The organism is Streptomyces sp. B15 (genome assembly GCF_018070605.1).
Lineage (GTDB): Bacteria > Actinomycetota > Actinomycetes > Streptomycetales > Streptomycetaceae > Streptomyces > Streptomyces smyrnaeus.
Window position 1 is genome coordinate 1 of the sequence record NZ_JAGPXJ010000135.1, and the last position, 13,512, is coordinate 13,512.

Genomic DNA, 13,512 nt, shown 5'->3' on the forward strand with positions numbered 1-13,512 from the left:
CCGAACGGGCCGACGCGGGTGCCCCCGCCACCGTGCGGGATGCAGAACGTCTTGTGCAGGTTCAGATGCGAGACGTCGGCACCGAAGCGGCCGGGCCGGGCCAGCCCCAGCAGCGCGTTGAGGTTGGCACCGTCCACGTACACCTGGCCACCGGCGTCGTGAACGGCGGCGCAGACCTCGGTGATGTGCTCCTCGAACACGCCGTGCGTCGAGGGGTAGGTGACCATGAGGACGGCCAACTCGTCGCCGTGCTGCTCGATCTTGGCGTGCAGATCGGCCACGTCCACGTCACCGTTGTCGCTGGTCTTGACGACCACGACCTTCATCCCGGCCATCACGGCGCTGGCCGCGTTGGTGCCGTGCGCCGAGGACGGGATGAGGCAGACGGTGCGCTGTGCCTGACCGTTGGCCCGGTGGTAGGCGCGGACGGCCAGCAGTCCGGCCAGCTCCCCCTGGGAGCCGGCGTTGGGCTGGAGGGAGACCTTGTCGTAGCCGGTGACCTCGGCCAGCCGCTCCTCAAGTTCGCGGATCAGCGTCAGATAGCCCTCGGCCTGCTCGGCGGGCGCGAACGGGTGCAGCGCGCCGAACTCGGGCCAGGTGACCGGCTCCATCTCGGTGGTGGCGTTGAGCTTCATCGTGCAGGAGCCGAGCGGGATCATGCCGCGGTCCAGCGCGTAGTCGCGGTCGGCCAGACGCCGCAGGTAGCGCAGCATCGCCGTCTCGGAGCGGTGCTCGTGGAAGACCGGGTGGGTGAGGTACTCGTCGGTGCGCAGCAGGTCGTCGGGGAGGGCTTCCCCGGTCGCCGCGTCCAGTTCGTCGAGGTCGGCCACCGCGGGGACCCCGAAGGCGCGCCACACGGTGGTGAGCTGCTCGCGGCCCGTCGTCTCGTCGCAGGCGATGCCGACGTGGTCGGCGTCGACCTGCCGCAGGTTGACGCCGGCCTCGCGGGCCCGCTCGGTGATCTCGGCCGCACGGCCCGGAACACGGGCGGTGACGGTGTCGAAGAAGCTGTCGTGGACGATCTCCACGCCGCCGTCCCGCAGCCCGGCGGCGAGCAGCGCCGCGTAGCGGTGGGTGCGGCGGGCGATGTCGGCCAGTCCGTCGGGGCCGTGGTAGGCGGCGTACATCCCGGCCATCACGGCGAGCAGCACCTGTGCGGTGCAGATGTTGCTGGTGGCCTTCTCGCGGCGGATGTGCTGCTCGCGGGTCTGCAGGGCGAGGCGGTAGGCCTGCTCGCCGTCCACGTCCTTGGAGACACCCACGAGTCGGCCGGGCAGGCTGCGGGCGAACTTCTCGCGCACCGACATGTAGCCGGCGTGCGGCCCGCCGAAGCCCATCGGGACACCGAAGCGCTGGCTGGAGCCGACGGCGATGTCGGCCCCCAGCTCACCGGGCGAGGTCAGCAGCGTGAGCGCCAGCAGATCGGCCGCGACGGTGACCACGGCACCCAGCTCGTGCGCCTGCTCGACGACCCGGCGCTGGTCGCGCACCGCGCCGGAGGCACCGGGGTACTGGAGCAGCACGCCGAAGACCCCGCCGCGCTCGGCGAGCTCGTCGGGGATGCCGTCGCTCAGGTCGGCGACGACGATCTCCACACCGGTGGGCTCGGCGCGGGTGCGCAGCACGGCGACGGTCTGCGGCAGGCAGTCGGCGTCGACCAGGAAGACGCCGCCGCCGCTCTTGCCGGCCTTGCCGACGCGGCGGGAGAGGGCCATCGCCTCGGCGGCGGCCGTGGGCTCGTCCAGCAGCGAGGCTCCGGCGGTGGGCAGCCCGGTCAGATCGGCGACGACCGTCTGGAAGTTGAGCAGCGCCTCCAGCCGCCCCTGGGAGATCTCGGGCTGGTACGGCGTGTACGCGGTGTACCAGGCGGGGTTCTCCAGCACATTGCGCAGGATCACCGGCGGCGTGACGGTGCCGTGGTAGCCGAGGCCGATCATGGGGTGCAGGACCTGGTTGCGGCGCGCGAGGGAGCGCAGCTCGGCCAGCACCTGGTCCTCGCTCCGCGCCTCGGGGAGCTCCAGCCGCTCGGTGCTCCTGATCACGTCGGGCACCGCCGCCGCGGTCAGTTCGTCCAGCGATCCGTAGCCGACCTGCGCGAGCATCTTGGCCTGCGCGCCGGCGTCGGGTCCGATATGGCGGCTCTCGAAGGGAGTGCCGCTCTCCAGTGCCGAGAGCGGGGTGCGATGGGAAGTCATCTGCGGGGGCCTCCTGGTCTGTGCGACCTGCGAGGGGCACCTTTACGGGTGCCCGGACGGCCTCCCCCTCTGTCATCTCGACCTGAGAGTTTCACCGAGCCGCCAGGTGCCGGAGGCTCGGCTTACACCGTCGGTGAGGAGGGGCTTCGGTGCTGGTCCGGGCCCGCCCTGCTTTCCAGAGTGACCTCGTCCGCGCGGTACGTGAGCCTGAGAGATTCCGGGGAGGAGTTGCTCCTTCGGCGCCTCCGGAACGTACGCCGGAGGACTCTCCCGCACGGGGTCGACAGCCACTTCGAGAGTATCAGCGCCCCCTTGAGTGGTAACCCGTAGTGCACTCAAGCAGCGAACTCGAGTAGCCATCGACCGAAAAATGCCGTTTCGTGGTGGTACGAGCGTGAAGACCGCGTCACGACACCGTGGAGGAGACCCGTGCAGACCGACATAGATCCGCGGAGCCTGATCGGCCGCAAGGCGTTCGACAGCGAGGGAGTCAAGATCGGCACGGTGGACGAGGTGTATCTCGACGACGCCACGGGCGAACCGGAGTGGGCGGCGCTGCGCACCGGCATCTTCAGCCGTGACTCCTTCGTCCCGCTGGAGCCGGCCAGCCTGGACGGCACCGGGCTGCGCATCCCGTTCGAGCGCGCCCTGATCAAGGAAGCGCCCGACTTCGGCGTCGGCCGGCACCTCTCCCCCCAGCAGGAGCTGCAGCTCTACCGCCACTACGGGCTCGACGTCCCGGCGGGTGGGGACGCCCCCACTCCCCCGGACCGTGACTTCGGGCGGGTCGCCGGCGCCGGGGACTGAGCTGCCAGCACCGCGGCGATCTCCGCGTCCAGCATCCTCGGCTCGGCGGGCGCCAGCTCCGGGTCGTCGACGGAGAAGGTGCGCACCCGGCCCGGCGGTGTGTCCGGCTCCTCGAAGCGGACGGTGACCTTCCCGACGCCGCTGCCCTGCACCCAGCCTCTGCCGTACTGGGCGTGGCACACATCCCGGCCGGGGATCCAGCGCCGGTCGGCGGGGACCGCGGCGCCCGGCTCCTCGACGGCGGCACCCGGCTCCCTCGCCGCCTCCTCCGCCCGCACCGGCCCCTGACCCTCCCGTGGGCTCTCCTCCGCCCGAGCCGGGGACTGCGCACCCTCCGGGTGGCCGCCGTCGGCCGTCTCCTGGCTCAGCGCGGCCTGGGCCTGCGCGAACAGGTCCTCCTGCGTGAAGTCGGCGAGCCCGCTGACCCCGACCCCCAGCAGCCGCACGCCTGCCGTGGTGTCCACCCCGTCCAGCAGCCGCAGCGCCGCTTCCTTGACGACACCGGGGTCGTCGGTGGGGCCGCGCAGCGTCTCCGACCTGGTGAGGGTGGAGAAGTCGTAGCTGCGCACCTTGATGACCACGGTGCGCCCGGAGCGGCCCGCGGCGCGCAGGCGCGTCACACAGCGCCCGGCCAGCCGCTCCACCTCCAGCCGCACCCGGGTGCGGTCGGTGAGGTCCACGTCGTAGGTGTCCTCGACGGAGACCGATTTGGCGTCCCGCTCGGCCACCACCGGGCGGTCGTCGATGCCGTGGGCCATCGCGTGGACCGAGGTGCCGTGTGCCTTGCCCAGCAGCCGCAGCAGCTCGTCCTCGCCCGCTTCCACGACCTCCCCGACGGTGGTGATACCGGCCCTGCGCAGCACCTCCGCCGTGGCCGGACCCACCCCGGGCAGCGTCCGTACGGACAGCGGCGCCAGCATGTCGCGCTCGGTGCCCACCGGGATGAGGACCGTGCCGTCCGGCTTCGCCTGCTCCGAGGCGATCTTCGCCAGCATCTTGGATCCCGCGAGCCCCACCGAGCCGGTCAGTCCCGTGGCCGCTTTGATGTCCCGCCGCAGCCGCTCACCGACCTCTCGCGCCCCCTCAGCGCCGCCCTGCGTCCCTTCCAGCGCCTCCCCTGCCTCCAGGTCCACAAAGGCCTCGTCGAGGCTCAGAGGCTCCACCAGGGGCGACAGCTCGTGCAGCAACTCCATCACCACCTCGCTGATCGCGCGGTAGAGGCCGAACCGGGTGCCCAGATACGCCGCGTTCGGCGCCAGCCTTCTGGCCTGGGCCGTGGGCATCGCGGAGTGCACCCCGAAGCGTCTGGCCTCGTAGGAGGCGGTGGAGACCACTCCACGCGGCCCGAGACCGCCGACCACCACCGGCTTCCCGCGCAGGCTGGGCTTGGACGCCTGCTCCACGGCTGCGAAGAAGGCGTCCATGTCCAGGTGCAGGATGGTCGGCGACGCTCTCACGCCATTGATGGTGCCGCACGCCACTGACAACCGAACGCTGTGGCCCGGCCCGACGGGGATGCCGCCGGACCCTCGCCCCCGGGGGTTGCCTCGCTAGCCGGCGCGATTGCGGCGCCGGGCCAGCTCGTCCTCGGGATGGTTGCCGATCAGGGTCTCGCCGGTGTCGACGCGCTCCCCGTGCAGCTGGGACAGAGCGCCTTCGACGTCCTTCCAGACCACGCCGACAGCGATGCCGAAGACGCCCTGCCCACCCTGCAGGAGATCCACCACCTCGTCCGGCGAGGAACACTCGTAGACCGTGGCCCCGTCGCTCATCAGCGTCATCCGGGCGAGGTCGGTTCGGCCCCGGGAGCGCAGATGCCGGACTGCGGCGCGGATGTTCTGCAGCGAGACACCGGTGTCCAGCAGCCGCTTGACGATCTTGAGGACGACGATGTCCTGAAAGCTGTAGAGGCGCTGGGTGCCCGAGCCGTAGGCGGGGCGGATACTGGGCTCGACCAGCCCGGTACGGGCCCAGTAGTCCAGCTGCCGATAGGTGATCCCGGCCGCCGAGCAGGCGGTCGGACCCCGGTAGCCGACCTGCTCGGCAGGAGTGCCGGGCTGGGGCCCCGGGACGTCTCCCGGCCGCACGCCGGGGGTCGGTGCGGGGGACGGCCGCCCTGGGGGCATCTCCCGGCCGGAAGCCGGGGGTGGGCCGTCGGGTAGGGACGAGTCGCCAGCCGCCGTACCTTCGCCGCCGGTGCTTGTCACGCCGACCTCCGTCCTTCACATCCCGGGTTACCCCCGGAACCTGCCCACATGAAGGTAGGCAGTCACTCCGAGTGCGTCAACGATCGCCACACTCGGCACGGCGAGTGATAATCCCCCGGAGAGTGGTTTCGCGTGCCCTTGGCCGGGGAATGGCTGGTCGGATGGTCAGCGGCGCCAGGCTCGCTCGCACACCTCTCCCCGGCCTCCGGCCGGGAGAAGTCCGGACCGGCGGCGGCTCCCGGCGGAGCGTCACTGGCTGCTGGTGCCGAAGTCCTCCGGAGAGATCTGGTCGAGGAACTCGCGGAACTTCTCCACCTCGTCCTCCTGCTCGTCCGGAATCGCGATACCCGCGTCGTCCAGCACACCGTCACTGCCGTAGATGGGCGTGCCGGTACGCAGAGCGAGCGCTATGGCGTCGGACGGACGGGCGCTGACTTCCACACCACTGGCGAAGACCAGTTCCGCGTAGAACACGCCTTCCCGCAGGTCCACGATGCGGACCGCGGTCAGCTCCTGACCCACTGCTTCCAGGACGTCCTTGAACAGGTCATGGGTGAGTGGGCGTGCGGGAGTCATGCCCTGCTGGGCGAAGGCGATCGCGGTCGCCTCCCCGGGGCCGATCCAGATGGGGAGGTAGCGGTCGCCTCCCACTTCTCGCAGGAGCACGATCGGTTGGTTGGTGGGCATTTCCACCCGGACACCCACGACGTCGAGCTCATTCACACAGCAACCCTAGGCCGTGCCGCGCCTGTTTGGGTAGTCGGGCGGCCGTCCGGCCCCGGCATCCGTGTGCTGATTCAGTCACCCCGCGTGCGGGCCGCACCCGCAGCGGACTCCACAAAGGCCCCGTAGAGCCGCACCGAGAGCTCCGTGAGCTCTTCGGCGGTGCTCTCGGCACGCGTCCTGGTCCGCTGGCCCGGATGGCGGCGAAGGGGCGCCACGAGCTGCTCGACGAGATCCAGCTGCCGGTCCGCCGCGGCCTTCACCGCCCGCAGATGGCGTGCCTCCACCCCGTAGCGGCCCAACTGCGCTACCAGCCGTGCCACGGTCACATCGGCCGGCCGGTAGGTACCTTCCTCGGCTGCGGCGAGCAGCCCGTACTTCTCCCACTCGGCCAGCTCCGCCTCCCGGGCGCCCACGAGCTCTAGCAGCTCGCGGCGCCCGGTGCGCACGGCGGGAGCCGGAGGGATCGCCTCCGGCTCCTCGGGATCGCGGGGCGGCACCACCGGGACAGCCGGGCAGTCGGCCGCCTCACCGCCCGCTTCGAGGTGCTCCTTGATGACCTTCAGCGGCAGATAGTGGTCCCGCTGCATACGCAGCACACGGCTCAGCCGCTCGACATCCGCGGACCGGAACTTGCGGTACCCGGACGCAGAACGCGCCGGCTCGACCAGCCCCTCCGCCTCCAGAAAACGAATCTTGGAGACGGTGACCTCAGGAAACTCCGCACGGAGCGCCTGGAGGACGGCGCCGATGCTCATCGGCTCGCTCTCCTGCCCGGTGGCGGTGCCCCCTCGGGCACCGCCGGACGGCGTGTGCAGCATGAGCCTCCCTGCCGGGGGTGTCAGTAGGTGCGCGGGCTCGCGTAGAAGACCAGCCGGTACTTCCCGATCTGCACCTCGTCGCCGTTCCCGAGCGGCACTCCCGTCTCGATCCGCTCCCGGTTGACGTAGGTACCGTTCAGGCTGCCGACGTCGGAGACGGTGAAGACACCGTCGGGCCCACGCCGGAACTCGACGTGACGGCGCGAGACGGTCACATCGTCCAGGAAGATGTCGCTCTCCGGGTGACGCCCGGCGGTGGTCAGCTCCCCGTCGAGCAGGAACCGGCTGCCCGAGTTGGGGCCGCGCCGTACGACAAGCAGTGCCGAGCCCATGGGCAGCGCGTCCACCGCGGCCTGCGCCTCGGGGGGCAGCACCGGAGAGACATGCTGACCGGTCGCTTCCGAGTCGTAGGCCTCCAGCCCCGAGATGGAGATCGTGGACGTCGTCTCGGACGACCCTTCCGCAGGCACACCGCCCCTCAGGGGGGCGCCGCAGTTGGAGCAGAACCGGCTCGCTTCCGCGACGCGGGCTCCACACCTGTTACACACCGGCAAGGCAGGACCTCCACCCGGATTTGAGGTTGGCGGTGCCTGGGAACCTATGCGCCCCTGTGTGCCAGGGTCAACAGAAAACGCCCCGTGACCACCCGAATTGTCTCCTCCGGGTCCGGCCACCTCATCACGGAAGAGCGGGCGCTCGGTGCCCTCCGGGGCTCCCGCCGGGTCCGCGCCCTGAGGGGCACGGTGCCGTGCGGTACCCGTGTCGCCGCCCCGGCGGCCCTTGCCGAACAACTTCGAAAAAAAACTCACGGGCGATTCCCCTCGCACGAAACAGACCCGCCCGTGGGGCAGGACAGACCCTCGATGCTCTCACTGGTCACTTCCGACGCCGGGATAACGTCCGTGACCCGTAGACAGTTTCCACCACGCGGTGCCCAACTCGCCCGCCGACCCCCCGAAACTCCTATCACCATCTCACTGTGATGACGACCGAGCGTAGTCAGGCCGCTTCGCCTGTCGCAAGGCGTCCACAGTGATCTTCCCCGAGCGGGTCACATCCACCGTGGCCTGCTTGTTCTTGAGCGTCTGCACGACTCCGCCGGGGATGTTCAGCGCGGGTTCCAGGTCGGCGGGCTTGCCGATCACCTCGAAACGGTAAGGCTGGTCGATCCTATGCCCGTCCACGCTGACCCCGCCGCCACTGTCGGTGAAATGTGTGCTCGCCACCACGCGCACCCCGTTGACCTCCATGGCCTCGGCGCCGGCGGCCCGCAGCTCCTGGACCGCGTCGAGCAGCGCGTCCGAATCCGCCGCCCCGGCCCGATCCTTGATCGTCATCCGGATGCCGGGCCCCTCGGCCGCCACCGTACCGGCGAGCACACCGAGCTGGGCCGCCTTCTGCCTGGTCTGCTTACGGGCTTCCTCAGCCTGGTCCGAGGAGGTCTCCAGCTGCGTACGCTGCCCCTCCAGCTGCCGCTTCTCGTCCTCCAGCCGCTTGGTGCGGTCGTCGAGCTCGTCGAGGATACGGACCAGGTCCTCGCGCCGGGCGCCGCGCAGCGCACTGTTCTCGCTCGTGGAGCGCACCTGGATCGCCAGCCCGAGGCCGAGGACGAAGAGCAGGAGCGCGACGATGAGTTGGGCGCGCGTCACCCGCGGGGGCCATACCGCTTTGGCGAGCCGTTGCCGTCCCGTCAACCGCGGACCGCCGTCCTCACCCTGCGCGTCCGCCGTCTCCTGCCGCTCAGGAGGCAGCTCGCGCTCCGGAGGCAGCCTGCGCTCCGGAGGAAGTCCCTGTCCCGGCGTGCTGTCGTCACTCATCGGCCTCACGCCCTGAACACGTGCCGGCGGATGGCGGCCGCGTTGGAGAAGATCCGGATACCCAGGACGACAACCACACCGGTGGACAGCTGGGCTCCGACCCCGAGCTTGTCGCCGAGGAAGACGATCAGCGCGGCCACCACCACGTTGGAGAGGAACGAGACGACGAACACCTTGTCGTCGAAGATGCCGTCCAGCATGGCGCGCAGTCCGCCGAAGACCGCGTCCAGCGCGGCGACGACGGCGATGGGCAGATACGGTTCGACCGCCAGCGGCACCACGGGCCGGACGACAAGTCCGGCCACGACTCCCACGACGAGGCCCAGTACGGCGATCACGATGTGCTGCCCTTCCCTGTCCGCACAGGTTCAGCTGTTCTGAGAATCAGACTCGGCGCGGCAGGCAGCCGCACCTCGTCCTGGACGGAAATACTCGTTCTGGCACCGTAGTCCTTGTGCAGGACGTACAGGTACTGGCCGTCGACGCTGTCCTGGAAGGTCCGGGAGAACTGCTCCCCCGGCCCGATCGCCAGCAGCGTATAGGGCGGAACCAGCGGCTTGTTGTCGACCAGGATGGCGTCGCCCGCCGCGCGGATGGCCGAGCGTGACGTGAGGCGCTGGCCGTTGATCGAGATGGCCTCGGCGCCCGCCGCCCACAGTCCGTTGACGACGCGCTGAAGATCGCGGTCGCGGATCCTGCCCGTGTCGGAGAAACCGTCGGTCTTACGGGGCCCGTCGCCTTCGCCGGACTCGGTGTCCTCGGCGTCGTCCACCACCAGCTTGAGTCCCGGCCCCTCGACCGCTGTCGCCCCGGAGAGCAGGGCCGTGGTCTTCCCCCGCTCGTCACCGTGCTGCTCCAGGGCCTTCCGCTGCCGGCGCTCGACCGAGGCCCGCAGCTTGTCGACGTCTTTCTGGAGCTGGTCGGCCCGATCGCCGCCCGCCTCGATCCGCTCGATGAGCTCCTGCTTCTCCTTGGCGACGCTCGGCGCGGAGATCTGCGCCTGCGCGGCCCCCACGGTCACCACCAGCGCCGCCAGCACCAGCCCGAGGGCGAGCCCCAGCTTCGCCCGCAGTGTGCGCGGCATCCTTGAGCGGCCCACCTCGCCCCGGCGTGCGGTGGCCTCCGCGTAGCCGTCGTCGAGGCTGTGCTCCATCACATTGGTCAGCAGCGACATGGAAGCGTCGAGCCGCGGGGACCGCGACGAGGTGCTCCGAGTGGGGTGCTGCTGCGACATGCCGCACATCGTCGCACGTCGAGACCGCTGCCGCCGAATGCACCCACCCCTGCCTCAGGCGGCGGGACTTGCCCCTGCCAGGGCACGCCCCGCCGCCGGGCTCAGTCCGTCACGCTCAGTGGCCCGCGCTGTCCACCACGGCCGCCCACTCGTCCAGCAGAGCCTGCGCGGAGGCCTCGTCGGGACCCTCGGCCCACAGATGGGTGACCGCCTCGGCCGGGTCGGGCAGCACCATCACCCAGCGGCCGTCGGGCTCGACCACCCGCACCCCGTCCGTGGTGTCGACCGACCGGTCCCCGGCCGCCTCCACGACGGTACGCATCACAAGTCCCTTGACGGCCCACGGCGTTGCCAGATCACGCCGGCTCACATGCGCCCGCGGGATACGCGCGTCGATCTGGCTGAGCGTCAACTGGGTACGTGCCACGAGCCCGATGAGCCGTACGAAAGCAGCCGCACCGTCGAAGACGGAACTGAACTCGGGGACGATGAAACCGCCCCGCCCGTCCCCGCCGAAGACGGTGCCGTCGTCCCGGCTGACCCGGGCGAGGTCGTCGGGAGAGGTCGTCGTCCACTCGACCTGTGTGCCGTGGTAGGCGGCGACCTGCTCGGCGATGCGGGTCGTGGTCACCGGCAGCGAAACCCGGCCGCTGCGCCGCTCGGCCGCCACCAGGTCGAGCATCACCAGCAGGGCCCGGTCGTCCTCCACGATCCTGCCGTGCTCGTCCACCAGCGAGATGCGCTCCCCCACCGGGTCGAAGCGCACTCCGAACGCCGCACGGGCCGACGCCACGATCTCCCCGAGCCGCACCAGCCCGGCCCGTCGACTCTCCGCCGTCTCCGTGGGGCGCGACTCGTCCAGACCAGGATTGATGGTCAGCGAGTCCACGCCCAACCGGCCCAGCAGACTCGGCAGGACCAGCCCGGCGCTGCCGTTGGAGGCGTCGACCACGACCTTCAGGCCGGCCTCCGCGACACCGGTGGTGTCCACGGCGCGCAGCAGCGAGCCCGTGTACGAGTCGTAGACGCTGGAAGGGAAGCTGAGGTCACCGATCTCGCCGGGGAACGCCCGTCGGTACTCCTGACGCGCATAGACGCGGTCGAGCTTGCGCTGCCGGGCCTGCGAGAGATCGGCGCCCCGCTCGTCGAAGAACATGATGTCGACCGAGTCCGGAACACCCGGCGTCGTACGGATCATGATGCCGCCGGCGCTGCCTCGCGCGGTCTGCTGCCGGGCCACCGGAAGCGGCACGTTCTCCAGGTCGCGTACGTCGATGGCACTCGCCTGGAGCGCGGAGATGATGGCCCGCTTGAGGGCACGCGCGCCTCGGGAGTGGTCGCGGGCCGTGCAGACGGTGGAGCCCTTCTTGAGCGTCGTCGCATAGGCACCCGCCAGCCGTACGGCCAGCTCCGGGGTGATCTCCACGTTCAGGATGCCGGAGACACCGCGGGCACCGAACAGATGCGCCTGGCCGCGGGACTCCCAGATCACGGACGTGTTGACGAACGCGCCCGCCTCGATCGTCTTGAAGGGATAGATACGGACGTTCCCCTGGACGATCGACTCTTCACCGATGAGGCACTCGTCCCCGACGACGGCGCCGTCCTCGATCCGCGAGGCCCGCATGATGTCGGTGTTCTTACCGATGACACAGCCGCGCAGATTGCTCTGCGGGCCGATGTAGACGTTGTCGTGCACCACGGCGCGGTGCAGGAAGGCGCCGCTCTTGACGACGACGTTCGAGCCGATGACGGAGTGCTCGCGGATCTCCGCGCCGGCCTCCACCTTCGCGTAGTCGCCGATGTAGAGCGGGCCCCGCAGCACCGCGTCCGGGTGCACCTCGGCACCCTCGGCCACCCAGACGCCGGGCGAGATCTCGAAGCCGTCCCGCTCCGCGTCGACCTTGCCCTCGAGTACGTCGGCCTGGGCCTTCACATAGCTCTCGTGGGTGCCGACGTCCTCCCAGTAGCCCTCGGCGATGTAGCCGTAGATCGGCTTGCCCTCCTTCATCAGCTGAGGGAAGACATCACCGGACCAGTCGACGGGCACGTCCGGCTCGACGTAGTCGAAGACCTCGGGCTCCATCACATAAATGCCGGTGTTCACCGTGTCGGAGAAGACCTGCCCCCAGGTCGGCTTCTCCAGGAACCTTTCGACCTTGCCGTCCTCGTCCACGATGGTGATACCGAATTCCAGCGGATTCGGCACCCGGGTCAGACACACGGTGACCATCGCACCGCGCTCCCGGTGAAACCTGATGAGGTCGGTGAGGTCGAAGTCGGTGAGCGCGTCCCCGGAGATGACGAGAAACGAATCGTCCCGCAGGGCCTCCTCGGCGTTCTTGACGCTGCCGGCCGTCCCCAGTGGCTTCTCTTCGTTGGCGTACGTGAGCTCCATGCCGAGCTCCTCGCCGTCGCCGAAGTAATTCTTGACCAGGGAGGCCAGGAATTGCACGGTCACGACGGTCTCGGTGAGCCCGTGACGCTTGAGCAGCTGCAGCACGTGCTCCATGATCGGCTTGTTCACCACCGGAAGGAGCGGCTTGGGCATGCTCGCAGTCATCGGCCGAAGGCGCGTGCCTTCGCCGCCAGCCATCACGACGGCCTTCATATCGGAAGCGTCCTCCTCGTACAGACGACGGTCATCCCGACCATGACCCCTCCAGGATGACCTACAAAGGCTCGATCAGGGCAACCGGCCTCCGAAGCGAGGAAAGGCGGGTTTCAGCCGGTCGTCTCGGGGTCCGCCCTGATCAGACGGCGGACCTGGACCACATAGAGGATCCCTGCCCACCAATAGAGAGCAGTACCCCAACCTGCGAACGCCCACCCGAAAATCGCTGCGAGTGATGAAACCCAGCCACTTCCGTCACTGAGCAGCAGCAGCGGGAAGGCGTACATCAGGTTGAAGGTCGCGGCCTTGCCCAGGAAGTTGACCTGCGGCGGCGCATAGCCATGGCGGTCCAGGATCCACACCATGACCAGGAGCAGCAGTTCCCGGGCCAGCAGAGTGATGGTCAGCCACAGCGGAAGAATCTCCCGCCAGGTCAGACCCACAAGAGTGGAGAGGATGTACAACCGGTCCGCGGCCGGATCGAGAATGCGGCCGAGACTGCTGATCTGATTCCACCTGCGGGCGAGTTTGCCGTCCAGGTAGTCGCTCACTCCGCTCAGAGCGAGCACGAGGAGCGCCCAGAGATCGCAGTTCGGCCCGCCGAACTCGGGCCAGAGAATCAGCCACAGGAACACCGGTACGCCCACCAGGCGAGCCATGCTGAGCACGTTCGGGATGGTGAGGACCCGATCCGTCTGGACCCGCGTCTCCTGGACCTCCACCCGTGGGCCTCCTGAGCAACCGTGCCGACGCTACCCCCCGACCCTACCCGGCAGCACTCACCGAGCGTGCACGGGGTCCGGATCGCTGCGAACGAAGACCTGCTGACGACGAAGACTTGTTCACGAAGACAGGGGATGCGGACGAAGGGAGGGCGAGAGTCGGTGCGGAACCGTCGGCGGAAACCGGGCCCCGAAGATGCCGTGAAAACAAAAAGGCCCCGCCGATGAGATCGGCGGGGCTTTTTTTCACGAAGAGTTCGGCGGCGTCCTACTCTCCCACACACTCCCGCATGCAGTACCATCGGCGCTGAAAGGCTTAGCTTCCGGGTTCGGAATGTAACCGGGCGTTTCCCTCACGCTATGACCACCGAA

At 69.6% G+C, this 13,512-nt stretch carries 12 protein-coding genes, 1 rRNA gene, 1 pseudogene and 1 riboswitch; of the genes and pseudogenes, 1 reads left to right on the forward strand and 13 read right to left on the reverse strand.

Annotated elements, in window-relative coordinates; genetic code table 11:
- On the reverse strand, positions 1-2,195 hold a 2,195-nt coding region (gene gcvP, locus KBY19_RS33620), incomplete at its 3' end, for an aminomethyl-transferring glycine dehydrogenase (protein ID WP_210967346.1).
- Positions 2,196-2,380: 185 nt separating this feature from the next.
- Positions 2,381-2,478, reverse strand: a riboswitch (glycine riboswitch).
- Positions 2,479-2,624: 146 nt separating this feature from the next.
- On the opposite strand from gcvP, the gene KBY19_RS33625 reads away from it, so the two are divergent.
- Positions 2,625-3,002: a PRC-barrel domain-containing protein gene (locus tag KBY19_RS33625; protein WP_099878366.1), complete on the forward strand. Its 378-nt coding sequence runs from the start codon at positions 2,625-2,627 to the stop codon at positions 3,000-3,002.
- Here KBY19_RS33625 and KBY19_RS33630 read toward each other — a convergent pair.
- From KBY19_RS33630 to rrf, 12 genes and pseudogenes are all read right to left on the reverse strand, one after another.
- Positions 2,918-4,459, reverse strand: coding sequence for a DNA polymerase IV (locus KBY19_RS33630; protein WP_185016238.1), 1,542 nt, complete (start codon positions 4,457-4,459; stop codon positions 2,918-2,920). The two genes, KBY19_RS33625 and KBY19_RS33630, sit on opposite strands and share 85 nt — an antisense overlap.
- Positions 4,460-4,552: 93 nt before the next feature.
- Positions 4,553-5,209, reverse strand: a complete 657-nt coding sequence (locus tag KBY19_RS33635) for a MerR family transcriptional regulator (protein WP_210967347.1) — start codon at positions 5,207-5,209, stop codon at positions 4,553-4,555.
- 249 nt (positions 5,210-5,458) lie between these two features.
- Entirely contained in the window at positions 5,459-5,932 is a 474-nt protein-coding gene (locus tag KBY19_RS33640) for a bifunctional nuclease family protein (protein ID WP_026004895.1), read from the reverse strand.
- 74 nt (positions 5,933-6,006) lie between these two features.
- Entirely contained in the window at positions 6,007-6,753 is a 747-nt protein-coding gene (locus tag KBY19_RS33645) for a MerR family transcriptional regulator (RefSeq protein ID WP_210967348.1), read from the reverse strand.
- Between the two features lie 20 nt (positions 6,754-6,773).
- A complete protein-coding gene (locus KBY19_RS37680; protein WP_307842592.1) occupies positions 6,774-7,223 on the reverse strand; it encodes an FHA domain-containing protein in 450 nt (149 codons plus the stop codon).
- 15 nt (positions 7,224-7,238) lie between these two features.
- A pseudogene (locus tag KBY19_RS37860) lies at positions 7,239-7,580 on the reverse strand (zinc ribbon domain-containing protein); the annotation flags it as partial.
- A 147-nt stretch (positions 7,581-7,727) separates the two neighbouring features.
- Positions 7,728-8,570, reverse strand: a complete 843-nt coding sequence (locus tag KBY19_RS33655) for a DUF881 domain-containing protein (RefSeq protein ID WP_210967349.1) — start codon at positions 8,568-8,570, stop codon at positions 7,728-7,730.
- Between the two features lie 5 nt (positions 8,571-8,575).
- Positions 8,576-8,908: a small basic family protein gene (locus tag KBY19_RS33660; protein WP_019358093.1), complete on the reverse strand. Its 333-nt coding sequence runs from the start codon at positions 8,906-8,908 to the stop codon at positions 8,576-8,578.
- Entirely contained in the window at positions 8,905-9,804 is a 900-nt protein-coding gene (locus KBY19_RS33665; RefSeq protein WP_210956583.1) for a DUF881 domain-containing protein, read from the reverse strand. Before KBY19_RS33665 ends, KBY19_RS33660 begins: the two co-directional genes overlap by 4 nt.
- Before the next feature lie 115 nt (positions 9,805-9,919).
- A complete protein-coding gene (locus KBY19_RS33670; protein WP_210967350.1) occupies positions 9,920-12,415 on the reverse strand; it encodes a mannose-1-phosphate guanyltransferase in 2,496 nt (831 codons plus the stop codon).
- 113 nt (positions 12,416-12,528) lie between these two features.
- Complete coding sequence (locus KBY19_RS33675) at positions 12,529-13,140, reverse strand: CDP-alcohol phosphatidyltransferase family protein (RefSeq protein WP_099878384.1); 612 nt, start codon at positions 13,138-13,140, stop codon at positions 12,529-12,531.
- Positions 13,141-13,395: 255 nt separating this feature from the next.
- Positions 13,396-13,512: ribosomal RNA gene (gene rrf, locus KBY19_RS33680) — 5S ribosomal RNA — on the reverse strand.

What these genes read in the sequence shown, in the direction of transcription:
- KBY19_RS33645 (WP_210967348.1), bottom strand. Translation starts at nt 6,753, where the DNA reads ATGCTGCACACGCCGTCCGGCGGTGCCCGAGGGGGCACCGCCACCGGG.
- KBY19_RS33655 (WP_210967349.1), bottom strand. Translation starts at nt 8,570, where the DNA reads ATGAGTGACGACAGCACGCCGGGACAGGGACTTCCTCCGGAGCGCAGG.
- KBY19_RS33665 (WP_210956583.1), bottom strand. Translation starts at nt 9,804, where the DNA reads ATGTCGCAGCAGCACCCCACTCGGAGCACCTCGTCGCGGTCCCCGCGG.
- KBY19_RS33670 (WP_210967350.1), bottom strand. Translation starts at nt 12,415, where the DNA reads ATGAAGGCCGTCGTGATGGCTGGCGGCGAAGGCACGCGCCTTCGGCCG.